Here is a 24,732-nt window from a genome sequence, read left to right on the forward strand (position 1 = left end):
TCCTGTTTTTTTATATAGAATATCTTGTATTACTTTAGATTGTAAATTTGTAATAAACAGTTAAAACAATGGCGCATAAAGCAGGTTTTGTAAATATTATTGGTAATCCCAATGTTGGGAAATCTACATTGATGAATGCCTTTGTGGGAGAGAAATTATCCATCATCACATCAAAAGCACAAACAACACGTCATAGGATTCTTGGCATTGTAAATGGCGATGATTTTCAAGTGGTATTAAGTGATACGCCAGGAATTATTAAACCAGCTTACGAATTACAAGCATCAATGATGGACTTTGTAAAGTCGGCTTTCGAAGATGCAGATATCTTGATTTACATGGTTGAGATAGGAGAGCAAAATTTAAAAGATGAAGCATTTTTTAAAAAGATTACTAACTCCAAAATTCCCGTATTACTTTTATTAAATAAGATTGATATCTCAAATCAAGAGCAGTTAGAGAGCCAAGTACAGTTGTGGGCTGAAAAAGTACCAAATGCAGAAATATTTCCAATTTCGGCTTTAGAAGGTTTTAATGTAAAAGAAGTCTTTAATCGTATTCTAGATGTATTACCAGAATCTCCTCCATTTTATCCTAAAGATCAATTAACAGATAAGCCAGAGCGTTTTTTTATTAATGAGAAAATAAGAGAGAAAATATTGCTTCATTACAAAAAGGAAATACCCTATGCCGTAGAAATAGAAACCGAAGAGTTTTTTGAGGAGGAGAGCATTATTCGGGTTAGGTCTGTAATTATGGTGGAACGCGAAACCCAAAAAGGCATTATAATTGGGCATAAGGGAAGTGCCTTAAAACGTGTAGGGGTAGAGGCTAGGAAAGATCTTGAAATTTTCTTCGGTAAACAGATTCATTTAGAATTATACGTAAAAGTAAACAAGAATTGGCGAAGCAATCAAAACCAACTGAAACGTTTTGGTTACAATAGCAAGTAAATACTAACGGTAACTTTTAAAATCCTTAACATTAGTTTTAATAACGAGTTTCATATTTGTTGATTAATTAATCAATTTAAATCATGAAACATAACAACGTAATTAAAGTATTTAGTATAGTGCTTTTAGGCACCTTTTTATCCTTCACTTCCTGTGCAGAAGATGGAATGGATGGTCAAGATGGTCAAGATGGAGTCAATGGTCAAGATGGTGCTAACGGCCAAGACGGTACTGATGGCCAAGATGGAATGGATGTAACATACTTTGCAACAAAGGCTAAAATTAATTTTGGAGATGGAGTTCCAGAGATTTCTGCATACGATCCAGGAACTAAAACAATTTTTTCAACAAATTCTGAAGCCAAAGAAGTTGAGGTTACTGATATTTCAGATATTGATAGTCCAGAAGTAAAAACGCCTATAGATGTTACCCAGTACGGAGGTAATGTAAATTCCGTAGCCAGCAAAAATGGATTTTTAGCAATAGCTATTGAAGCAGAAGAAGCAACTGATAATGGTAAAGTAGTTATTTTTGAAACAACTAATTTAACTACACCGTATGCTAACATTACAGCTGGCGCATTACCAGATATGGTAACATTTACCCCAGATGGGAAATATGTGCTATCAGCCAATGAAGGAGAACCGAATGATGATTATGATGTAGACCCAAAAGGTTCTATTACTATAATTAATGTAGAAACCAAAACAGCTACACAAGTATATTTTGATGCTTTTAATGATAAGGAAGCTGCTCTGGAAGCAGAAGGATTTAGGGTGTTTGGCCCCGGAGCAGATTTAAGCACAGATGTAGAGCCAGAATATATTACAGTTTCAGCAGATTCTAAAACGGCTTTTGTCGCCTTACAAGAAAACAATGGAATTGCGAAGTTGGATATTGAAACTAAAACCATTACAGATATATATCCGTTAGGTACAAAAGATTTTTCAGAAGTAGCTTTTGATGTAAGTAATGAAGATGGCATTATTGGAAATCTTGATTTTTGGCCCGTATTAAGTTTTTATCAACCAGATGCCATTGACTATTTTGAAATTGGAGGGGCAGGCTACATCATTACCGCAAATGAAGGAGACGCAAGAGATTACGATGGGTATTCTGAAGAAGAACGGGGAGATGATCTAACCTTAGATCCGACAGCCTATCCAGATGCGGCAACACTTCAACTAGAAGAAAATTTAGGACGCTTAAAAGTAACTACTGCCAATGGAGATACCGATGGTGATGGAGATATTGATCAAATATATGGTTACGGAGGGCGTTCATTTTCAATTTGGGATACTCAGGGTAAATTACTGTTCGATTCTGGCAATGAGTTTACACTAATGAGTCTATATGATTTTGGAAATTACCCTGAAAACAGATCTGATGACAAAGGCACAGAGCCAGAAGCTGTAACAACTTTTACAGAAGGCGATAATACATTTGCTGTAATAGGTTTGGAAAGAAGTGGCGATGTTCTTATTTATAATATTAACGATATCTATAATCCGTTTTTTGTACAAAGACTTAGAAATACCTCTCCAGAAGGTTTGTTAATCATAAATGCTGAAGATAGTCCAAATGGAAAAACAGTTTTGGTAGTCTCTAATGAGTTTCCTAATGATGCTACATTAAATATCTATTCAAAATAAAGTATCTCCTGTAATAGAAAACCTAATGATAACTTCTTAATTAGGTAACTTTTAGGTAATCTTAAAAACTAATATTTGTACGTCTCAAAATTTAGTTTGGTTAACTTTGAGTTAGTTAGTTTATTAAAAGCTTTGGTTGTATCCTCTTTCAACTAAGGCTTTTTTCGTTTAGCACGGTTTCCATGAAAGTGTATAGGTCATACATTTCTTGTTTACTAGAATCTCTTCCAATCCGGCCAGCGAAATAAAGAGCAAACCAAATAATTATCATCATAACCATTAAGCTAACCTGTAACGTGAAATCTTTTTCGAGATTCCAATTTGTGTAAGCCCAAATAGCAAAAGCAATAAAAAGAGAAGCTACTACAAAATGTAAAAACATAAATAAGGTCCAAATGGTAGGGTTAGGTCCAAATAAACCATGTAGTAAGCAAGAGTTGGCATCAACCTCATCTATTTCCAAGTGTAGTTGAGGGGACCAAAAATGCTGATCCTTTTTAGGGTATTTAATAAATACATGGTTGTCAATTCGGGTTACCGTAAAAGCGGTTTGAGAAGATTTTAAATATTCGAAGCGCTCCAAAATAAACTGATTGTTTTCTTGTAGTTCTCTTTTAAATCGAGGTCTTAAAACAATATCGTTTTTAGCTGGCATATAAAGTGGTTTGCACTTGTAAATTACTATTTTTTCTTCAATTTTATATACTACCTTTGTGCCCAATAAAATATCTATGGGAAATATAGTTGCGATAGTAGGACGACCTAATGTTGGGAAATCAACTTTTTTTAATCGTTTAATTCAAAAACGAGAAGCAATAGTTGATGCCGTAAGTGGTGTAACTAGAGATAGACATTACGGAAAGACAGATTGGAATGGTAGAGAGTTTTCATTAATAGATACTGGTGGTTATGTAGTTGGTAGCGATGATATTTTTGAAGCCGAAATAGATAAGCAAGTAGAACTGGCAATAGATGAGGCAGATGCCATCATCTTTATGGTGGATGTAGAAACAGGTGTTACAGGAATGGATGAAGATGTGGCACGCTTATTACGAAAGGTAAAAAAACCAGTGTTTTTGGTGGTTAACAAAGTAGATAACGGTAAGAGAGCTGAAGATGCCGTAGAATTCTATGCACTTGGCTTAGGCGACTATTACACCGTAGCGAGTATAAATGGAAGCGGTACAGGAGAGCTTTTAGATGCACTTGTTGAAACTTTACCAGAAAAAGAAGAGCGTGTAGAAGAAGAATTACCACGTTTTGCCGTGGTGGGGAGACCAAACGCAGGAAAGTCATCATTTATAAATGCCCTAATAGGGGAAGATAGATATATCGTTACCGATATAGCGGGAACAACCAGAGACTCTATAGACACTAAATATAATCGTTTTGGTTTTGAATTTAATTTGGTAGATACCGCTGGGATACGTCGCAAATCTAAAGTAAAAGAAGATTTAGAGTTTTACTCCGTAATGCGAAGTGTGCGAGCCATAGAACATGCCGATGTTTGCTTATTGGTATTAGATGCAAATAGGGGTTTTGATGGGCAGGTGCAAAACATTTTTTGGTTGGCCGAACGCAATAGAAAAGGCATTGTAGTTTTAGTTAACAAATGGGACTTAGTAGAGAAAGATCATAAATCTGTAAAAGAATACGAAAAAACCATAAGAAAGCAAATGGAACCTTTTACAGATGTGCCCATTGTTTTTATTTCAGCGTTAACAAAGCAGCGTATCTATAAAGCTATAGAAACAGCAGTGGAGGTATATAAAAATCGTTCTAAAAAAATTAAAACGAGTGAGCTCAACGATGTGTTACTGCCAATAATAGAACACTATCCACCACCAGCATATAAAGGTAAATTTGTAAAGATTAAGTACATTATGCAATTGCCAACTCCGCAACCGCAATTTGCATTTTTCTGTAACCTTCCACAGTACGTCAAGGATCCCTACAAACGCTTTTTAGAGAATAAACTTCGTGAGAATTTTGGGTTTAATGGTGTGCCCATTAGTGTTTACATGCGAAAAAAATAGTTCAGCAAAATAAAACTACTTTTAGCCGTATTACTTATATTTAGATAATAAACCTGTAATATGGGCCAAATCATAACTTTTGGAGAAGTGTTAATGCGCTTGTCTCCGTTTGGAAACAAAAAATTTATTCAAGCCAATACCTTAGAGTTTTATTTTGGAGGTACTGAGGTAAATGTAGGTTTATCCATTGCCAATTTTGGTGCTAGTGTTAAACATATCACTTGCATCTCTAAAGATTTTATAGGTGATACCGCAATAGCTTATCTTAATAAATTTGATTTAGATACTACTGCTGTTATTAGAACCGACAGACCTCTGGGCGTATATTTTCTAGAGGTTGGAGCCGTTATGAGGCCCAGTTCTATTTCCTATAATCGCTCTCATTCTGCCTTTTCTGAAATTAAACCAGATATGGTAGATTGGCAAAAATCCTTAAAAAATGGAAGTTGGTTTCATTGGACGGGTATTACCCCAGCTCTAACCCAAGGGAGTTTTGATACATTAAAAGCAGGATTAAAATTAGCCAGAACTAAAGGTATTCCGGTTTCGGCAGATCCAACATATCGTAGTGGGTTATGGAATTATGGCTTAGAACCTAAAAAGGCACTTTCGGAATTATTAAACTATTCTACTGTATTTATCGGCGGTATAAACGAAATGAATGAAGTGCTAGGTACCAACTTTGGTTATTCAAACCAAGAGTTTATAGAAGCAAGTAAGTTGCTTGTTGCGAAATATACATCAATAGAAAAAGTATTCGACAAGATAAGAACATCAATTAATTCTTCGTGGCATAAGATAAGAGCCAGAATGTGGAATAAAGAAGAATTTAGAGAAACAGAAGATTTTGATATTACACATATTGTAGATAGAATAGGTACAGGAGATGCTTTTGCTGCAGGATTAATTTATGGATTACAATATTTCGATGATTATAAGGCAATGCAATTTGCAAGTGCAGCATGTGCTTTAAAACATACTTATGTTGGAGATGTGAATTATGCTACTATAGATGAAGTCACGCGCATATTGGATGGAGATATTTCAGGGCGCTTTAACAGGTAATCAGTTAATTTTATTTCCAATTTGTTTTAATGTATGCAGAGCAGGATCTAGGTACAATGTCAGGCACAGTTTATTTAAAAATCTACCAACCCCCAGAAGCACCGCCACCGCCAAAACCACCTCCGCCGAAGCCTCCACCAAAGCCGCCGCCCGAAGACCAACCACCGCCACTAGAACTGCCACCCCAGCCAGATGAGCCTCTTCTGTAATTGCCGCGTCCCATGTTGCTTAAAATGATGGCTTCTAGAATATCCCGGCCATCAACACCTCCTGTGCGTCCACCGATGTTACCACCACCACGTTTATTCTTCGAGATAGAAATTAAAATAATGATAAAGATGAAGAAGAGTACAAAAATTAAGCCTATGGGAAATCCATTACTGTTATTAGATTTTCGTTTCCCTTTATACTCGCCATTCATGACCTCAAAAATGGCATCGGTTCCTCTATTTAGTCCACCGTAATAATCGTTTTGTTTAAAATAAGGGATAATGTCCCGTTCAATGATACGTTTAGATAAAGCATCAGTTAATAAATGTTCTACACCGTATCCTGTGTTTATACCAATGCGTCTATCGTCTCTGGCGAGTAGAATAAAAATCCCATTATCTTTTTCTTTACTACCACCAATACCCCATTTTTGTCCCCACTGGGCACCCAGATAATTAATGTTTTCTCCTTTAGTAGAAGCTATAATGGCAATTACAATTTGAGTTGAGGTGGTGTCAGCATATTTTATGAGCTTTTTTTCTAAACTACTTTTTTGCGAGGCACTTAAAAGGTTGTAATAATCATAAATACTCGTTTGAAATTTTGGTTTTTCTGGAATTTCATATTGTCCAAAAGCTGTGCAAAAAAAGCTAAGGATAAAAACTAAAAACAAACCAATAGTCTTGAGTTTTAACTGAGATTGAGACTGAGAACTGAATACTGGATACTGCATATAATCCCTATCCTTTAGAAATTTCGTTGGTCAATTCGTTGGTGTCATCATCCATATATGGAAAGTAGGTTTTTAGTTGTTCACCAGATTTTAAAATACCCTCTATTAAGCCTTGCTTAAAGTTTCCTTTTTTAAAATGAGATTGAATAATATCTTTGGTACTATCCCAAAACCCCTGTTTCACAACATCATTGATACCTTTATCTCCGTAAATTACAAAGGTTTTATCCTCAACAGCGACGTAGATTAGTACGGCATTTTGAAGCTTGGTATTGTCCATTTTTAATACATGAAACAACTCCAAAGCACGATGCGAGGCATCGCCTTTGGATGTTTTTTCTATATGTACACGAATTTCTCCAGAAGTATTTAATTCTGCCTGTCTAATGGCTTCAACAATATCTTGTTCTTCATCAGCAGTAAGAAAGGCTTCAATTTTGGACATAAACTAAAAATTTTCTATTTGAATTTTTTACTTAAAATCAAAGTTTACATCTGGTGCTTTATCGGCTCCAGCCTCTGATTCAAAATAAGCCTTTTTATCAAACCCCATAAACCCTGCAAAAAGGTTGTTTGGGAAAGATCTTATAGTCTCATTGTAAGGTTTAACAGCCTCATTAAACCTATCTCTTACTACATTAATTCTGTTTTCAGTACCTTCTAATTGAGCTTGTAACTCTAAAAAGTTTTTGTTTGCTTTAAGTTCAGGGTAACGTTCTACGGTAACCAAAAGGCTCTTCAAAGCACCAGCTAAACCACTTTGCACTTCACTGAATTTAGCAATTTGCTCTGGTGTTAAATTAGAAGGGTCTATATTCATGGATGTTGCTTTAGCCCTCGCTTCAATTACATCTTTTAAAGTACCTCTTTCAAAGTCTGCAGCACCTTGAACTGTTTTAACAAGATTGCCAATTAAATCAGCCCGTCTTTGGTACGAGCTTTCTACTTTTCCCCAAGCTTCATTTACATTTTCATCTAGTCCAATCAAGGAGTTATAAGCTTTAATCCCTAGTAAAGCAAAAATTAAGATAATTACAACGGGTAAGATCCATTTTTTCATAATAAAAATATAATTAGTGTTAGTTATTTTTTAGTTAGACTCAAAATTGATTGAAAAGTTACTTTAGTATTTAATAAAAACTAAGAAAAGTTTATTTGGATCGTTTCAGAGGCAATATGCTAAAGATGATTTTTAATTTTAATCAACTGATCCTTGATATCTTCAAGCTTGCTTACAATTTCAAAGTTACTTAACGCTTGCTTTTTTTCTTCTTTTAAATGAATTTTTGCACCCTCTAAAGTAAACCCTCGCTCTTTAACCAAATGGTAGATAAACTTAAGATTTTTTATGTCCTCTGGTGTAAATTTACGATTACCCTTGGCATTTTTTTTAGGTTTAAGGATGTCGAACTCTTTTTCCCAAAATCGAATTAAAGAGGTGTTTACCCCAAATGCCTTGGCTACTTCGCCAATACCGTAATATCGTTTTTCGGGTAAATTTATATGCATTAGTCTAAAGATTGATTTTCTAGCGAGGCATGCTCAAGGAGCTTGTTAAATTCCTCAGCGGTTAAACTACCGTAATAAAAGTTTATAGGATTAATGTTAACACCATCTTTACGAATTTCGTAATGCAAATGTGGTGCTTGAGAACGTCCTGTGCTACCAACAAAACCTATAAGATCCCCTCGTTTAACCTTCTGGTTTTTCCGCACGTTATATTTGTATAAATGCGCATACAGGCTTACATAGCCAAAACCATGATTTATCCTAATATGCTTGCCGTAGCCACTTGAGCCAGAGTCCGCACGAATTACGGTGCCATCGCCACTCGCATAAACAGGAGTGCCTCTTGGAGCAGTAAAATCCATGCCTTTATGCATCTTACGCACTTTGGTAAATGGGTCAGAGCGCATACCATACCCAGAAGCCATTCTAGTTAAATCCTTGTTACTAACAGGTTGTATTGCGGGAATGGCGGCTAACAGTTTTTCTTTTTCCTTGGCTAGCACTGCAATTTCATCTAAGGATTTAGACTGTACCACAATTTGTTTTTGCAAAATGTCTAGTCTTTTACTGGTTTCAATAATAAGCGAAGAATTATCATAACCTTCTAAATTTCTATAACGGTTTATACCGCCAAAACCAGCATGTCGTTGTTCTTCGGGAATAGGATTTGCCTCAAAATAAACACGATAAATATTATTATCCCTATCCTCGATATTAGCTAAAACAGCTTCAGCTTCACTCATTTTTTTATTCAGCAAATCAAACTGCAATTGCATATTTGTCAATTCACGTTTAAGAGCTTTTTCTTTAGGGGATTCAAAATAATGACCAGCAATAAATACAAATAGAAAAGCAAAAAGAGCAGCAGCCAACAAAAAGAGCATGATAAACTTAAAAGTATTGCGTTTTTTGCGCTCAATTTTCCTGTAAGAAAGCGATTCTGGATCGTAATAATATTTTACCTTACCCATTACTTAAATTATGCTATTTTTGCAGCTAATTAAAGAGAATAACAGCCTGTTAAATTTTATAGCTAAACGACTAAACCTACTAAAGTATTGTTATTAATGTAAATTGATAATTACTAAAAATAGGTTCATAAACACAAAAATTAAAATTTGTGTTGGCGAGTAAAGATAAAAATTGTTTTATAAATACTATAATTTGACTGGAAATAGCGCAATTACATAGATGAAATCTCAAGAAGTTAGGTCTAAATTTTTAAGTTTTTTTGAAGGTAAAAAACACAGTATCGTCCCATCTGCCCCCATGGTTTTAAAAGACGATCCCTCCCTGATGTTCGTAAACTCTGGAATGGCTCCTTTTAAGGAATATTTTTTAGGAAATGCCGAGCCAAAAAACAATAGATTGGCCGATACCCAAAAATGTTTACGTGTTTCTGGGAAGCACAACGATTTAGAAGAAGTAGGTTATGATACCTATCATCATACCCTTTTTGAAATGTTGGGTAATTGGAGCTTTGGCGATTATTTTAAGAAAGAAGCTATTGCCTGGGCTTGGGAATTGCTTACTGAAGTTTATGGTATAGATAAAGATATACTTTACGTTACAGTTTTTGAAGGCGATGCAAAAGATGGAACGGAAATGGATGCAGAAGCATATGATTTTTGGAAAGCACACATTTCTGAAGACCGCATTTTAAAAGGCGATAAGAAGGATAACTTTTGGGAAATGGGAGACCAAGGTCCATGTGGTCCCTGTAGTGAGATTCATGTAGATATTCGCTCTGCGGAAGAGAAAGCTAAAATATCTGGAAAGGATTTAGTAAATATGGATCATCCACAAGTGGTAGAGATATGGAATCTGGTTTTTATGCAATATAACCGAAAGGCCAATGGCTCGCTTGAAACCTTACCAAATAAACATATTGACACGGGAATGGGCTTTGAACGCTTGTGTATGGTATTGCAAGGTGTACAATCTAATTATGATACTGATGTGTTTACGCCTATAATTAGGGAAATAGAAACCATTACCAACAAAAAATATGGTAAAGATGATAAAGTTGACATTGCCATACGCGTTATAGCAGATCATGTTAGGGCCGTAGCATTTTCTATTGCAGATGGTCAATTACCAAGTAACACCGGGGCTGGATATGTAATTCGCAGAATTTTACGACGTGCAGTGCGCTACGGTTTTACGTTCTTAGATAAAAAAGAGCCTTTTATTTACAGGTTAACAGATGTTTTGAGTAAACAAATGGGTGGAGCATTTCCAGAATTAAAAGCTCAAAAACAATTGATTGAAAATGTAATTAAGGAAGAAGAACAATCTTTTTTAAGGACGTTAGAGCAAGGCTTAGTATTGCTTGATGGAATTGTAGAAGGAACAAAGGGAGATACCGTCTCTGGAGAAAAAGCTTTTGAGCTTTACGATACGTATGGGTTTCCTATTGATTTAACAGCATTAATTCTTTCTGAAAAAGGGTTAAAGCTTGATGAGAAAGGCTTTGAAAAAGAATTACAAAAACAAAAAGACCGTTCTAGGGCCGCAAGCGAAATGTCTACAGACGATTGGACGGTTTTGGTTAATGATACACAAGAAGAATTTGTAGGGTATGATACGCTAGAAGCTAACGTAAAGTTAACCCGTTACAGAAAGGTGTCTTCTAAGAAAGAAGGTGATATGTACCAGTTGGTGTTTAATTTAACACCATTTTACCCAGAAGGGGGAGGACAGGTTGGCGATAAAGGCTATTTGGAAGATGCTCACGGCGATGTGGTTTATATTTTAGACACAAAGAAGGAGAACAACGTTATCATCCATTTTACAAAAAATTTACCAAAGCATTTAAACGAAACGTTTAAAGCCGTAGTTGATAGTAAACAAAGGCACAGAACAGAATGTAACCATACAGCGACACATTTGTTACATCAAGCATTACGTGAAATTTTAGGAACACATGTAGAACAAAAAGGAAGTGCAGTACATTCTAAATATTTACGTTTTGATTTTTCGCATTTTTCAAAATTAACGGTTGAAGAGTTACGTGAAGTAGAAAATTTTGTTAACCGAAGAATAGAAGGGAAATTGCCTTTAGAAGAGAAACGTAACGTACCAAAAGAGGATGCTATTGCAGATGGTGCTATGAGTTTATTTGGTGAAAAGTATGGAGACACAGTGCGTTCTATTCGTTTTGGGAAATCTATAGAGCTTTGTGGAGGTACACATGTAAAGAACACTGCAGATATCTGGCATTTTAAAATAGTATCAGAAGGTGCGGTGGCTTCAGGGATTAGACGTATTGAAGCCATAACAAGTGATGCCGTAAAAGACTTTTATTTTGAAAATAATAGAACATATTTTGAGATGAAAGATTTGCTTAATAATGCAAAAGAACCTGTTAAAGCACTTCAAAATCTACAAGAAGAAAACGCGAGTTTAAAAAAGCAAATTGAACTATTATTAAAAGATAAGGCTAAAAGTATTAAGGGAGAACTTAAAAATGAACTTGAGGATATAAATGGTGTACAATTTTTAGCTAAAAAGTTAGATTTAGATGCAGGTGGTTTAAAAGATGTAGCATTCGAGTTAGGTAGTCAGTTTGATAATTTATTCTTGCTGTTGGCGACTGAGCATAACGAAAAAGCCTTATTGTCTTGTTACATTTCAAGAGAATTGGTGGCTAACAAAGATTTGAATGCAGGGCAAGTGGTACGAGAACTTGGTAAATACATACAAGGTGGCGGTGGAGGACAACCATTCTTTGCCACGGCAGGTGGTAAGAATCCTGCAGGTATTGATGAGGCTCTCAGCAAAGCAAAAGACTATATAAGTTAATCTTGCAAAGTCTCGCTAAGGCGCCTTTTTGATAGAAGATAATGAACCTTCAAACTAAAATACCACTATCCAAGCAGTCTGATAATCTAATAGATTACAACTCCAAACTTGTATTGTTAGGCTCTTGTTTTTCAGAAAACATTGGAAATAAACTGGAGTATTTTAAATTTCTAAATTCGCAAAACCCTTTTGGTGTTTTATTTCATTCTAAGGCGATTGAAACCCTTTTGTTTAGAGCTGTAAACGAAAAAATATATTCTGAGAGTGATATTTTTTTTCACAACGAGCGCTGGCATTGTTTTGATGCACATTCAGGGTTGAGCGATACATCTAAAGACAAATTACTTTCCAAACTAAATTCTCAATTAAAGAGTTTTGGGAAATCTATACAAAACACAACACATGTAATTATCGCATTAGGTACAGCTTGGGTATATCGTTTTTTAGAATCAAATAGCATTGTAGCAAATTGTCACAAAGTACCTCAAAGAGAGTTTGGAAAAGAATTATTGTTAGTTGAAGACGTGCATCAATCTTTAGAAAATATTACATCATCACTGCGAAGCATAAATCCAAAGGCTTCAATTATTTTTACCGTGTCTCCTGTAAGACATCTAAAAGATGGGTTTGTTGAAAACACACTGAGCAAATCGCATTTGATTGCTGGGATTCATCATTTTTTAAATCAAAAATCATCAATCAAAAATCATAAATCGTTCTATTTTCCATCTTATGAAATCATGATGGACGAGTTACGAGACTATCGTTTCTATACTGAGGATATGATACATCCAAACCAAACGGCCATCAATTATATTTGGGAAACATTTAAAAAGGTATGGGTTTCAGAAGATAGTTATAAAGTTATGGAGCAGGTTGATACTATTCAAAAAGGATTACAGCACAAGCCATTCAACCCCAATTCTGAAGCGCACCAAAAATTTCTTCAAAATTTAGAAATTCAAAAAAAGCAGATTAATAGCGCATTCCCACATATTACATTCTAATAATTCCTGTGGTTTTTAAATCAAAAATCATACGTCGTACATAAAATATACGTAATTCATCGTATTGACTCCCTTTCTGTATTGTTGCAGTTTTGTTGTGTTATTAACCAATAAAAAAATCAACAATGAGAACTTTAAAACACATTTTATTAGTAATGGTAAGTTCATTACTAATGCTCACATCATGTTCTAATAGTGACGATAGTGATGGAGGCCCAATTGCTGCTGGTAATGGAACCCTAGTAGCCAAAGTAGATGGAACCAATTTTCAGTCTTTAGATATCTCTTCCTCAGCAACAGTAACGAACGCTGGAGGAGGTTTAAAAAATTTAATCATTATAGCAACAAATAGCGATGGTAATGGATTTGCCATAACTATTTTTGGTTATGATGGGCCTGGTACTTATGAATTAACAGGGGCTAATGCAGCTGTTACCAATACAGCGTCATATACAGAAACAGATGTTAATCTATCTAACCCCACAGCTTCAACAACAGAACTTTGGCAAGCGCCTTATGATAGTACTAAGGCAGGAGAGGTTATTATTTCTGAGGAAACAGCTTCAAATGTCAAAGGATCATTCAATTTTTCTGGCAAAAATGTTAATGGAGATGGATCTGTAAAAAGTATTACAGAAGGATCGTTCAATTTATCTAAGCAAACTACATAACAATAAAGTCATAATTAGAAATCACAAATTCTGATGTGATTTTCTAACAAAATATATCAACAATGAGAAATTTAAAATTAATTGTTTTTCTATTGGCAGGTACGCTAATGTTAAACGCACAAAAAGCTGAGACACCAAGTTTTACATATGATTTAGGTGGTAAAATTGATCAGATGACATTAACCAGCTCTGGAGTTATGCTTATAACGCATGGTAAAGGTTTGGCTGGAATTAAACCGGGACAGGAAGGATTGGTATTTAATTTTGATGATTATGGGAAAGTAAAGCAAGAAGAAATTTATATAGTCCCGAACACACCATACGTTATGGTTGGACAAGCAGGTTTTGGAGGTATATCTGCAAAGCAAAGCGTTATTGATGTAGTTTCTGGGAAGCGCTTGTTTGATACAAAAGCTAATGGCTGGAAAGCTGCAGGTAGACCAACATTGTTAATGCCAGAAAATAAATTGATAGTTTCTGGACAAAGAACTGCTAAAGAAAAATATACACAAGCTGTGGGTATTTATGATATGGGCACTGGTAATGAGGTAAAACTTTTTAAACTCAAAGGCTCAAATTCATTAACAGGGCAACCAAGTATTATTAATGGAGGCGTCATACTACCAACTTACAAAGGTGTTTACAGAATAGATATGAATACTGGCGCAGAGAGCTGGGTGGTAGACTTAAAAAATGTAGCATATGTTATTCCAGATAAAGATGGTAAATCTATGTTTGCTGTACAGGGAAAGGGTAAGAATCACGTGATTCATAAAATTAGTGCTTCTGGTGCTCAAATGTGGGGAGATGGGGCAAAGCTAAAAGGTGTAGTGTCTAACTTTGAGGTTACCGATAAAGGATTGGCCATTGTAAGTGATGTTGCAGATACCGGAAAAGGTGGCTTGGCAAAATTGGCAGCAGCAAAAGCCCAGAGTAACATTTCTTTTTTGTCATCTTCAACAGGAGAGGATTTATGGGAAAAAGCACCAAAAACCAAAGGGTATGTGCAACACTTCTACATCATGGATGATGGTATTTTATTTGGAATAGGCGAAGGTGGTATAAATAAGATATCTTATGATGGCACTCCTTTATTTAAGAAGCCACTAAAAACGGGGGAGAATATCCATACTATGGCGTTAACAAAACAGGGCATGATTTATATTACGGATAGCGACGCTAATATTATTAACCTAGATACAGGAGCTTCTATTTGGAACAAGCCCATTAAGTATAAAAAAGCTAAAGCAGTAACGAGTACTTACGATGAGGAACATTCCAGGTACTTAATAAGTACTGGAGAAGACATTATAGCAATTGATGAAAACTCTGGAGATATAAGCACTTTAGCAACGTTTAAATTTGAGGAAAAAGAACATCCCTCTTCGATGGATATTAGAGGTGGTGGTATACTATTATCATCAGACCAAAATTTGATGATGTTAGATTTTGATGGTTCTGAAAAGTTTCATGAATATTTTCGTTCTCCAGGGAAAAGTGCTTTGGCAGTAGCTCTATTGGCTGCAACAGCTGTAGCTTCAACCGCAATGGCTATGGATGCAAGTGCCAGAGCAGGCGCTAACCGTAACTATTTAGGCCAATATAATCAGTATGGAGCGCAAATGAAACGTACAGCTGATATGTTTACGGCCATTGGTACGGCATCTTTTAACGAAATGGCTAGGCGCTTTAAGGCTACCGCTGCTACTGAAAATGCCCAATTTATATTAACAAAACTAGATAACGGAGCTGGCTTAGTGAAAATTAATAAAGATACAGGTGTGGCGGAAAAAGAGATTCTGTTAAAAGATAAGAAACCTACATATGAAGTCGATGAGTTCGGTGGTTATTTGTATTATCTAGCTAATAGTAATACTATTTATGCTTACGATCTTAAAAATTAAATCTTGTTGTTGAGATTTGTTGATTGGGCGTGATAATCAGATTATTGCGCTTAATCTTTTTTTCAAACACTTAATCGAATATTTACAGAATAACGACTAATAATTGTTAGATTTAAAGTGCTATTAATCAGTTCATACAGAAAACATCAATTACTCTCGTTGATAAAAAAACCTGAGTTGTTGGTGTTTTTTCTTTTCGTACACTTTTTCTTTATTTCATTGTATTTTAACCTCTTATGAACTGGAATCTCACATTTGAGTTTTTTATCATTCTAGTGATACTTGTTTCATTAGTTTTCATCATAAGGCTATGTGTTTTAGAACGCAAAGAAAAATTAAACACAGAGTTAAGTCTTGAGCAACTAAAGCGTGAATTAACGGGAAAAGAGTTGGTGTTACATGATAATGAAGAGAGGCTAAAATTAAATACGGATATTAATCACTCATTAATTTCTAGGTTAAATAGCTTAATTGCGCAATTAGTGGGGCTTTATCATCTTTGTTTTAAAGAAATTAGCGACACCTGATGCTTAAGTTGTTCTAAAAAAGAAGAAGTTGTGCGTAAATCGTAATAAATTTTAGCTATAGTCTTTTTTGTTTATATTTCAGAGTTATATCTATTCGTTTACATGAAAAAAATAGTACTATTTATTTGTTTAGTAATACTTTCCAAAGGATATTCTCAATCATTAGAAGATTTAATTTCCAACTCAAAAGATAAGCTTAAAACCGCTACCACTTTAAAATCAAAATCTAAACTATCAGCAGATTTAGCGTGGTATTATTGTCACGTCAATGTAGATTCGGCTTTAGTGTACGGTAATGAGTCATTAAGATTGTCCAAAGAGACTAAAAATGACACATTGATTGGACAATCTTTGAATGATTTGAGTACAGTTTATTTTGTAAGAGGCGATTATCCCAAAGCTATTAATCTTGCTAAGAAAAGTTTAAAATATAGAAAGAAATTATCAGATACAGCAGGTATCGCCAGTTTATACAATAAGCTTGGGAACAATTATAATAAAACCAATGTTTTAGATAGCACTATCTATTATTATTTAAAAGCTAGAGATTTTTACTTGAAACAGAGTGATTCCCTGAATTCGTATCTCATTGAATCTAATATTGCTTCCACATATTACACTTCAGGAAGTTATGATAAAGCATTAAAGTATCTTGATAAGAGTATCTCGTTTTTTCAAAAAAACAGTTTAAAGAGGCAACTATCCAATTCATATGTAACGTTGGGCAATATTAGCTTATCTAAAACAGATACAATTAAAGCCATTGGTTATTTTGAAAAAGCAGAGGAAGTTGCTACAGAAGCAAAAAACTATGTGGGTTTAGCTTCTGCATTAAATAATTTGAGTACCATTTATAATGGTTTAAATGATATTGATAAAAGTACCAGCTATATAAAAAGAGCCATTGAAATTAGAGAATCTATAGGGGCTTTGGGGGATTTAGAAAGTGCAAAACTAACTTTGGCAATGAATAATTTTACTCTTGGTAAGATTAAGCAATCAAAAGAAATACTCTATCAAATTAAACCCTATTTAAAAAAGACAAAAGCAAACGATAAGCTTCAAAATCTTTACGAAACCTTAATGCTAATACATGCTTACGAGAAAAATATTGATAGTTTAAACTTCTATTCTAAGGTATACAAGCAAACGTTAAATACTAACATTGGGGAGACTAATTTAAAGTATAGCCAAGAAATAGAAGCAAAGTACGAAACCGAAAAAAAAGAAAAAGAAATAATTATACAAAGGGCTGCACTTGCTGAAAATAAATTAAACCTTAATAGAAAAAACATACAACTTGTAGGTTTGGGCATAGTAGCCGTTTTACTTTCTATTTTAGGCTACCTACTTTATAATCAACAAAAATTAAGAAATAAGCAGCTTCAAAAAGAGGCAGAACTCAAACAGGCCCTAGCTAAAATTGAAACCCAAAATAAACTACAAGAACAACGTTTAAGAATTTCCAGAGATTTGCATGATAATATTGGTGCGCAGTTAACCTTTATCATTTCTTCTATAGAGAATTTGCAATATGGTTTTAACATAAAAAATGAGAAATTAAATAAAAAACTAGTAGGTATAAGTGCATTTACAAAAGATACTATTTATGAATTGCGAGATACCATATGGGCAATGAATAAAAGTGAAATTTCATTAGAGGATTTGCAAACGCGCATTAGTAATTTTGTAGAAAAGGCAGATAAACATTCAGAAGCCATCCAATTTCAGTTTTTGCTAAGTGATAATATTGTTGATGAGATTATATTCACGTCAGTAAAAGGTATGAATATATATAGGACTGTTCAAGAGGCGATACACAATGCCATTAAATATGCCGATGCCAAAAATATCTCGGTTAAAGTTTCAAAAGAAAGCAACCAATTATGTATTGACATTGTTGATGACGGAAAAGGTTTTGATGTTAATGGTGTAAGTGATGGTAACGGATTAAACAATATGAGGAAACGAGCAAAAGATATTAATGCAAGTATTGCTATTGAAAGCGAAATACATAACGGCACCTCTATTTTATTAGGTGTACCATGTTAAATAAGATGAAAATAAAGACCGCAATTGTAGACGATAATACCTTTTTGATTACAGCTGTAAAAGAAAAGCTATCATTTTTTGATGATATTGATATTAAGATTACCGCAGTAAATGGTGCGGATGTATTGGTGCATCTTCAAGAGAATCATAACATTGATGTGATTTTAATGGATATTGAAATGCCAGTTTTAAATGGTATTGAAGCTACAGAATTGATTAAACAAAAATACCCGCACATAAAAATTATTATGCTTACGGTTTTTGATAATGACGAACATATTTTTAATGCTATTAAGGCTGGAGCAGATGGCTATTTATTAAAAGAGGTAAACCCAAAAAATTTGTACAATGGTATAACAGAAACGCTTAATGGAGGTGCGGCAATGACCCCATCCATAGCACTAAAGACTTTAAAATTGTTACGTAATCCTATTCAAATTAAAAATGAAAAAGATAAAGAAGAAATTACATTAACAGTAAGAGAGACAGAAGTTTTGGAGCAACTCAGTAAAGGATTAAGTTATAATGCTATAGCCGATAATTTAATTTTATCTACAGGTACCATAAGAAAACACATTGAACATATTTATAAAAAATTGCAGGTACACAATAAGCTAGAAGCAGTACAAAAAGCAAAAAAGAATAATTTAATTTAAAGGTTGTTTAACAATTAGGTAATACCTAAAAAGAATAGACCCTGTATATTTGTAGTGTTGCAAGAGGCAACATAGATACATTGGTTAGACTTCAAAGTCGGAGGAAATCATTATTCCCGCAAATGCGGGAATCTTTATTTAATAGCCTTTCTCTTTTACCATAAAGGTTGCTTTCTCTTAAAATATTTCTAACTTAGAGCATGCGAAACATTTTATTTGGTGTTGTTATAACACTAATCATACTTTTTACATTTAAATATTGTGGAGATAAAAAAGAAGAGAAAATAGTTCTCAAGGAAAGTTCTTCATTAATTCAAGAGCAAGTTAATAATGTTGGTAAGTTGGTGGTCACTGAAGGGTATTTTAGCGAAGTATTTACTTATAGCAATTCAAAGGGTATATTTGGAGACTTGCTTTCGGCAGAGAAAAAAGCTCTAGTTGTAGTAAATGCTGAGGTAGTTGTGGCTTACGATTTAAGTAAGATTGCATATAATATAGATGAAGCTAACAAAACGTTAACAATAATAAGTATTCCCAAAGAGGAGATTAAAATACATCCAGATCTAGAGTACTATGATGTACAGGCAGATTATTTAAATCCTTTTGAAGCAAAAGATTATAACGAGATTAATAAGACGGTAAGACAAGTATTGTCTAAAAAAATTGAACGTTCTGATATTAAAACCAATGCCAAGAATAGGTTGATAAGTGAATTGTCTAAATTTTATATTCTAACAAATTCATTGGGATGGACATTAAACTATAATAGTAGGCCAATATTAAACCAAAAAGATTTGGAGACAATTACCTTATAAGTAGTTTTAAGTCTGATAATCCGCCACCATTAACAGCTTCAATATTGTAAAATTTTAAAAGTTTGGTAGCACGAGCCGATCTTCCACCACTTTTACAATATGCTACAACAGGTTTGTTTAGTTTTTTTATAGCCTCTATATGATCTTTCAAGTCACTTAATGGTACGTGAATAGCATTTGTAATATGCCCTTCTTCCCATTCATGTTGTATTCTAACGTCTAAAATAATGGCGTCTCGTTTTAAAAAACCTTTTATTTTTTGTGCGTTCCTTTTAAAGATAAAACTTAATAAACCCATGCTGTTTACTTTTTGTAAAGTTAGTTAATATTTCATTATTTGTTAATGATGTACTGTGGCTGATTACATAATTTTTGGGTATCTTCAGCCTCTAAAATAATATGTATCCATGAGTCCTTACGTAACGGTATCTGTAGAAAAAAATGTAGGTTATATTGAGTTTTTTCATCCTAACAGAAATTCAATGCCAAGTACTGTTTTATCCGAGTTAGAAGAAACTATTTCAAAAGCAGGACATAATGATGAGATTAAAGTAATAGTTTTAAAAAGTGGAGGAGATAGAACGTTTTGTGCAGGAGCAAGCTTTAATGAGGTGGTTGAGATAGAAAATGAAGAACAAGGGAAAGCTTTTTTCTCTGGATTTGCCAATGTAATCAATGCGATTCGAAAATGCCCCAAAATAATTATAGGTAGGGTACAAGGAAAAACAGTTGGTGGTGGCGTAGGTTTGGCAGCAGCTACTGATTATTGTCTGGCTACAAAATATGCTTCAATTAGGTTGAGTGAATTGAGTATAGGTATTGGACCATTTGTTATAGAACCAGCGGTTTCAAGAAAGATTGGGAAAATAGCAATGGCACAAATGACTATTGATGCAGAAACGTTTTATGCAGCAGAGTGGGCCAAAGAAAAAGGACTTTATGCTGATGTTTTTCAGTCTGCCGAGGAATTAGATGATGCAGTTAAAATGTTAGCAGAAAAATTGGCAAGTTATAACCCGGAAGCCTTAGCCGAAATGAAAAAAGTGATATGGGAAGGTACTGAAGGTTGGGATACACTACTAAACGAAAGGGCTGAAATTAGTGGACGACTAGTATTGAGTGATTTTACTAAAAAGACATTAAAACGGTTTAGGTAAAACATAAAACAGAATAAAAATAGAAAATAGCGGATTTTTATCCGCTATTTTCTATTTTTATTCCGAGATTTCTTTTAGCTTTTCCTTCTCTTTTTTGGTTTTGTTCTTAGCTTTTTTAATACGCTCATCCAATTCATCTAATGTTCTTTCGGCTTTTTCTATTTTTCCTTCTTTTTCTTTAATTTCTTCATCAGAGATTTCTTTATTTTCTTTAATCTTTTTTAAACGTTCTTTAGCTTTTTTTACTTTCTCTCTTCCTTCGTTTAAGGTAGTTTCACTGTTTTTTATACGATCTTCTTTTTCTTCAACTTTGTTTTTTGCTTCTTCAGCACGTAATTTTCCAAATTCCTTGCCACTCAGTTCTTCTTTATTTCTACCATAAGCATTACCATCTCCACTATACTCTTTTCTTTCTTTTTCTACCTTCTCCTTTATCTCTCCTTCTTTGTTTTTGATTTTCTTACCTATGTCTTCTTTAGTCTTTTCTGCTTTTTCTTTCCCTTTTTCCTTGGTTTCATCTACTTTTTTTAACCCCTTTTCTTTAGCTTTTTCCGCTTTTCGCTCTACTTGCTCTAGTTTTTTTTCTTTACTTTTTCCCTGAGCTATTACCGAATTGCTGCCTAATAATAAAGCTAATAAGAGAGATGCTGATAATAATGTTCTTATTGATTTCATGTTTAATTAATTTTAAATATTGTCTAATGCTTTTAAGTCTTCCTCAGCCTCTTTAGTAAGGTCGTTAAGTTCTTTTATTTCTTCAGTTACTTGTTGTTGTAAAGAATCAATTTTTTGAATTGTTGCTTCATGTTTTTGTTCTTCTTTCTTCTTGTCAGTGCAAGAGGCAGATAGAAGAAGCGTCAATGTTAGAATTAATAATGTTCTCATAAGTTTAATGGTTTTGTTGTTTTGACACAATGTTCTTTTAAAGTCACACTTAAAAATTCTTAATTAAGAGTTTTTTCAGTAGATATAATACCTAACCCATCATCAATTAAGTGCCCTAATTCAGGTTTTCTCTGTTTTACAGTTTCAAGATGATGTAGTATTCTTTTAGCGAGTCCCGTCTCATTATCTACTTGAGTTAACTCGTAAAGTTCAACAGGTAATAACCAGTCGTTAGGATGATTTTCTATAAGCGTTTCCAAAACTTTTGTCCTTGAAATAGTTGTGTTGATGCCCTCCCTGTAATCCCTAACTTGTTGATACAGCTCCTCAAGTTGTAGTCGCTCTTTAGATTTTTTTAAGTGAATAGTTTGTGAGGAAGGTACATGGGTAATTAAATTAAAACTATCAAAGTCAGCAGGGCCAGAAAATGCAGAAACCACTTCTTTGCCAACAGCCATGTCGTAAATACCCCATTCTGGCTGGAATAAGATCGTGTCTTTATGGGAAACTGTGCAGTTTTTAAAGCTTATTAAAATAATCTTACCTTGTAGATTACGCTTTCCAGTAATAATCTCACCAGAGACTTTTATACCTCCTTCAAATTCAAGGTGTACGGTTTGGCCTTCATAAATATCATAAGCCGCTAAATCTCGTGGGCTCATATCTTCAATGGCAATATTTATACCTTTTAGTTTACCAATGGGAGACCCAAAGCCATCATTGTGTGTTTTAGTGCCATGGCCTACTAATTCTTTTTCCCTGTAAGCTAATGCTGTTTTATCAGTTGTTTGGATATAAATCGGTTTGTTGTCATAGTTAACTACTGTGTTAAAAATTCCAGAGATTTGTATGCCAGTACTCAATTCTACGGTACCTAAAGCTTTAGAATTTATCAATTTTTGAACTCCTGATAAACCACCACGCCTTAGCGCCATAGTATTGGCAAACTCCTCAAGAATTAAACTTAAATGAGCAAAATCTGGGGTAACATAAAGTTGTGGTTGAGGTTTGGTAATATCAAAATCCTTAAATGTGGCATTAATATCGTAGGGTAGTTTTTCTACTTCATCCGTCATACACCAAGCGCTTTCTCCAATGGAAGATAATAAACCAGCGCCGTATATTTTTGGGTGCTCAACCGTACCTATTAATCCATATTCTACAGTCCACCAATGTAAATTTCTTATCAAAGCCATTTCACTAGGTTCTCCCATATTTTTCTGCAATTCCTCCACTTTTTTTTCAGCTAAAAGTATATCCTTTTCTAAGGAATTATGAGCTTCTTTTATGATGGATAAATGCCTTACAGCTTCGTATAATTCGTAATCTTTAGCTGATGAAATGGCTTTACAACCAATTTCCCCAAATCGTCTTAGATATTCTGCATATTCAGGATTGGCGATTATCGGAGCGTGTCCCGCACCTTCGTGAATAATGTCTGGAGCAGGAGTATATTCAATATGATCCAATTGACGAATGTCGCTTGCAATAACTAATACATTATAAGCTTGAAATTCCATAAATGCATTTGGGGGGATAAATCCATCTACAGCAACAGCTGCCCAACCAATATCTTTTAAAATACGGTTCATGCCGTACATGTTTGGGATACTATCTATCGAAATTCCTGTTTGTTTTAACCCCTCTAAATAGGAATTATGAGCTACTTTACTTAAAAAGTCTACGTTTTTGCGCATCACATATCTCCAGACAGCTTGATCTATTGCAGAATAGTCCTCATAGTTTTGCGGTTTTATAAATTGCTTTAAATGCTTAGGAAGCTTTTTAAGTATCTCATTTGATTCAAATATATCCGGCATTTGTAAAAATTATATAGAAAGTATGGTTAAAAATACGAATTATTCATCAAAATGATGGTTTTTTAACTTTTACTTCAAAAAATGTGTTTGGGTCTAATAAAAGCAGCTAAAAAGATTTCCATATATTTAATATAGAATTATATACAGATTACAAATGTACACAAGACGAATTTTTCCTGTTAGGGGTGTTATTAAATGGACACGGCGGCATATATTTCTTTTTATTATTCTGGCATTAATACCAGTTGTCTTATTTGACATTGTAGGTTTAAAATGGTTACATGTACCTTGGTTGCCTTTGGGGGCTTTAGCTACAGCGGTGGCATTCATAGTAGGATTTAAGAATAACGCTTCTTACGATCGCCTTTGGGAAGCTAGAAAAATCTGGGGAGGTATAGTAAACGCATCACGTTCTTGGACGATTATGGTAAAGGACTTTATTAATAATGACCATGCAGAAGTTGAACGATCTAATGAAGAATTAAGAGTAATAATTAGAGAGATGGTGCATCGTCATGTAGCATGGTTAACGGCATTGCGTTACCAACTTCGTAAAGAAAAGCCATGGGAAATGCATTTGAAACATAAGAAATCCAACAAAGAATTTAGAGCAAGGAATTACAGGGTATGTGAGGATGTTGAGCCAATACGGGAGGTTATTAAATCGTATCTTTCCGAGGATGACCTTAAGGAGGTTTTTGCTAAAGGCAACCAAGCATCTCAATTATTAGGAATTCAGTCCAGACGTTTAAAGGAATTAAAGCAAGAAGGCCTGATTGAGGATTTTCGTCATATGCAAATGTCAAATTTATTGGTGGAATTTTATACATTACAAGGCAAATGCGAGCGTATTAAGAACTTTCCCTACCCAAGGCAGTTCGCAACGTTAAACTATTTGTTTGTATGGATTTTTATCATATTGCTTCCTTTTGGGATTATGGAGGGTTTTGAAGCCATAGGGGATCATATTTTAGAAGATTTGTTAGTACACGAGTCCAGAACATCCTGGGGGCATTTAACTCAAGAGTTTATTGCAAAACACTTTGTGTGGTTTTCAATTCCTTTTAGCGCATTGATTTCTTGGGTGTTCCATACGATGGAAGCTATTGGGGAAAATACCGAAAATCCGTTTGAAGGTGGGCCGAATGATGTTCCGATTACTGATTTGAGTAGAGGTATAGAAATAGATATTCGTCAATTAATTGATGATACAGATATCCCAGAACCTTACCAATGGAAAAATGATATTGTAATGTAAAAAAAGCGACTCATTCGA

The 24,732-nt window shown here is 34.3% G+C and carries 24 protein-coding genes; 14 read left to right on the forward strand and 10 right to left on the reverse strand.

The features are described 5' to 3' along the window. Nucleotides 1-68 precede the first annotated feature (68 nt). Nucleotides 69-953, forward strand: coding sequence for a GTPase Era (gene era / locus JS605_RS10930; protein ID WP_203257759.1), 885 nt, complete (start codon nucleotides 69-71; stop codon nucleotides 951-953). A gap of 83 nt (nucleotides 954-1,036) precedes the next feature. After that, a complete protein-coding gene (locus JS605_RS10935) occupies nucleotides 1,037-2,605 on the forward strand; it encodes a choice-of-anchor I family protein (RefSeq protein WP_239000325.1) in 1,569 nt (522 codons plus the stop codon). 148 nt (nucleotides 2,606-2,753) lie between these two features. Here the strand turns inward: JS605_RS10935 and JS605_RS10940 are convergent, their stop codons facing one another. Next, nucleotides 2,754-3,260, reverse strand: a complete 507-nt coding sequence (locus JS605_RS10940; RefSeq protein WP_203257760.1) for a GTP-binding protein — start codon at nucleotides 3,258-3,260, stop codon at nucleotides 2,754-2,756. A gap of 76 nt (nucleotides 3,261-3,336) precedes the next feature. Here JS605_RS10940 and der point away from each other — a divergent pair, with 76 nt between their 5' ends. Then, the gene (der, locus tag JS605_RS10945) at nucleotides 3,337-4,641 is read left to right on the forward strand and encodes a ribosome biogenesis GTPase Der (RefSeq protein ID WP_203257761.1); all 1,305 of its coding nucleotides are present in this window, start codon (nucleotides 3,337-3,339) and stop codon (nucleotides 4,639-4,641) included. A gap of 60 nt (nucleotides 4,642-4,701) precedes the next feature. After that, nucleotides 4,702-5,706, forward strand: coding sequence for a sugar kinase (locus JS605_RS10950; RefSeq protein ID WP_203257762.1), 1,005 nt, complete (start codon nucleotides 4,702-4,704; stop codon nucleotides 5,704-5,706). Between the two features lie 82 nt (nucleotides 5,707-5,788). Here the strand turns inward: JS605_RS10950 and JS605_RS10955 are convergent, their stop codons facing one another. The 5 genes from JS605_RS10955 to JS605_RS10975 form a co-directional block, all read right to left on the reverse strand. Then, nucleotides 5,789-6,649 (reverse strand): TPM domain-containing protein, encoded by an 861-nt coding sequence (locus JS605_RS10955; protein WP_203257763.1) that lies wholly within the window; start codon nucleotides 6,647-6,649, stop codon nucleotides 5,789-5,791. Between the two features lie 7 nt (nucleotides 6,650-6,656). Then, nucleotides 6,657-7,094 carry a TPM domain-containing protein gene (locus JS605_RS10960; RefSeq protein WP_203257764.1) on the reverse strand — a complete coding sequence of 146 codons (438 nt, stop codon included), beginning with the start codon at nucleotides 7,092-7,094 and terminating at the stop codon, nucleotides 6,657-6,659. 27 nt (nucleotides 7,095-7,121) lie between these two features. Further along, the gene (locus JS605_RS10965; RefSeq protein ID WP_203257765.1) at nucleotides 7,122-7,709 is read right to left on the reverse strand and encodes a LemA family protein; all 588 of its coding nucleotides are present in this window, start codon (nucleotides 7,707-7,709) and stop codon (nucleotides 7,122-7,124) included. A 119-nt stretch (nucleotides 7,710-7,828) separates the two neighbouring features. Next, complete coding sequence (locus JS605_RS10970; RefSeq protein WP_203257766.1) at nucleotides 7,829-8,158, reverse strand: MerR family transcriptional regulator; 330 nt, start codon at nucleotides 8,156-8,158, stop codon at nucleotides 7,829-7,831. Then, nucleotides 8,158-9,129 carry a M23 family metallopeptidase gene (locus tag JS605_RS10975; RefSeq protein ID WP_203257767.1) on the reverse strand — a complete coding sequence of 324 codons (972 nt, stop codon included), beginning with the start codon at nucleotides 9,127-9,129 and terminating at the stop codon, nucleotides 8,158-8,160. The genes JS605_RS10970 and JS605_RS10975 overlap by 1 nt, the downstream gene beginning before the upstream one ends. A 220-nt stretch (nucleotides 9,130-9,349) precedes the next feature. On the opposite strand from JS605_RS10975, the gene alaS reads away from it, so the two are divergent. The 8 genes from alaS to JS605_RS11015 all read left to right on the forward strand — a co-directional run bounded on the left by alaS (nucleotide 9,350) and on the right by JS605_RS11015 (nucleotide 19,594). After that, nucleotides 9,350-11,962, forward strand: a complete 2,613-nt coding sequence (gene alaS, locus JS605_RS10980) for an alanine--tRNA ligase (protein WP_203257768.1) — start codon at nucleotides 9,350-9,352, stop codon at nucleotides 11,960-11,962. A 41-nt stretch (nucleotides 11,963-12,003) separates the two neighbouring features. Then, nucleotides 12,004-12,969, forward strand: coding sequence for a GSCFA domain-containing protein (locus JS605_RS10985; RefSeq protein WP_203257769.1), 966 nt, complete (start codon nucleotides 12,004-12,006; stop codon nucleotides 12,967-12,969). A 125-nt stretch (nucleotides 12,970-13,094) separates the two neighbouring features. Then, nucleotides 13,095-13,640: a DUF6252 family protein gene (locus JS605_RS10990; protein WP_203257770.1), complete on the forward strand. Its 546-nt coding sequence runs from the start codon at nucleotides 13,095-13,097 to the stop codon at nucleotides 13,638-13,640. A gap of 62 nt (nucleotides 13,641-13,702) precedes the next feature. Continuing rightward, the gene (locus JS605_RS10995) at nucleotides 13,703-15,544 is read left to right on the forward strand and encodes an outer membrane protein assembly factor BamB family protein (protein ID WP_203257771.1); all 1,842 of its coding nucleotides are present in this window, start codon (nucleotides 13,703-13,705) and stop codon (nucleotides 15,542-15,544) included. A 236-nt stretch (nucleotides 15,545-15,780) separates the two neighbouring features. Beyond that, complete coding sequence (locus tag JS605_RS11000; RefSeq protein ID WP_203257772.1) at nucleotides 15,781-16,071, forward strand: hypothetical protein; 291 nt, start codon at nucleotides 15,781-15,783, stop codon at nucleotides 16,069-16,071. Nucleotides 16,072-16,173: 102 nt separating this feature from the next. After that, complete coding sequence (locus JS605_RS11005) at nucleotides 16,174-18,123, forward strand: tetratricopeptide repeat-containing sensor histidine kinase (RefSeq protein ID WP_203257773.1); 1,950 nt, start codon at nucleotides 16,174-16,176, stop codon at nucleotides 18,121-18,123. Nucleotides 18,124-18,128: 5 nt separating this feature from the next. Beyond that, the gene (locus JS605_RS11010) at nucleotides 18,129-18,779 is read left to right on the forward strand and encodes a response regulator (protein WP_203257774.1); all 651 of its coding nucleotides are present in this window, start codon (nucleotides 18,129-18,131) and stop codon (nucleotides 18,777-18,779) included. 200 nt (nucleotides 18,780-18,979) lie between these two features. Further along, the gene (locus tag JS605_RS11015; protein ID WP_203257775.1) at nucleotides 18,980-19,594 is read left to right on the forward strand and encodes a DUF4230 domain-containing protein; all 615 of its coding nucleotides are present in this window, start codon (nucleotides 18,980-18,982) and stop codon (nucleotides 19,592-19,594) included. Here JS605_RS11015 and JS605_RS11020 read toward each other — a convergent pair. Then, nucleotides 19,584-19,892 carry a rhodanese-like domain-containing protein gene (locus tag JS605_RS11020; protein ID WP_203257776.1) on the reverse strand — a complete coding sequence of 103 codons (309 nt, stop codon included), beginning with the start codon at nucleotides 19,890-19,892 and terminating at the stop codon, nucleotides 19,584-19,586. The genes JS605_RS11015 and JS605_RS11020 overlap by 11 nt on opposite strands. A gap of 109 nt (nucleotides 19,893-20,001) precedes the next feature. On the opposite strand from JS605_RS11020, the gene JS605_RS11025 reads away from it, so the two are divergent. After that, nucleotides 20,002-20,751 (forward strand): enoyl-CoA hydratase/isomerase family protein, encoded by a 750-nt coding sequence (locus tag JS605_RS11025; RefSeq protein ID WP_203257777.1) that lies wholly within the window; start codon nucleotides 20,002-20,004, stop codon nucleotides 20,749-20,751. 57 nt (nucleotides 20,752-20,808) lie between these two features. Here JS605_RS11025 and JS605_RS11030 read toward each other — a convergent pair whose 3' ends face one another. The 3 genes from JS605_RS11030 to JS605_RS11040 are packed head-to-tail and all read right to left on the reverse strand — an operon-like array spanning nucleotide 20,809 to nucleotide 23,456. Then, nucleotides 20,809-21,426 carry a hypothetical protein gene (locus JS605_RS11030; protein ID WP_203257778.1) on the reverse strand — a complete coding sequence of 206 codons (618 nt, stop codon included), beginning with the start codon at nucleotides 21,424-21,426 and terminating at the stop codon, nucleotides 20,809-20,811. 12 nt (nucleotides 21,427-21,438) lie between these two features. Then, nucleotides 21,439-21,636, reverse strand: a complete 198-nt coding sequence (locus tag JS605_RS11035; protein WP_203257779.1) for a hypothetical protein — start codon at nucleotides 21,634-21,636, stop codon at nucleotides 21,439-21,441. 59 nt (nucleotides 21,637-21,695) lie between these two features. Then, the gene (locus JS605_RS11040) at nucleotides 21,696-23,456 is read right to left on the reverse strand and encodes an aromatic amino acid hydroxylase (protein ID WP_203257780.1); all 1,761 of its coding nucleotides are present in this window, start codon (nucleotides 23,454-23,456) and stop codon (nucleotides 21,696-21,698) included. A 154-nt stretch (nucleotides 23,457-23,610) separates the two neighbouring features. Here JS605_RS11040 and JS605_RS11045 point away from each other — a divergent pair, with 154 nt between their 5' ends. Continuing rightward, nucleotides 23,611-24,714 (forward strand): bestrophin family protein, encoded by a 1,104-nt coding sequence (locus JS605_RS11045; protein ID WP_203257781.1) that lies wholly within the window; start codon nucleotides 23,611-23,613, stop codon nucleotides 24,712-24,714. Nucleotides 24,715-24,732 lie beyond the last annotated feature (18 nt).

It is taken from the genome of Hyunsoonleella ulvae, from assembly GCF_016827605.1.
Classification (GTDB): Bacteria; Bacteroidota; Bacteroidia; order Flavobacteriales; family Flavobacteriaceae; genus Jejuia; species Jejuia ulvae.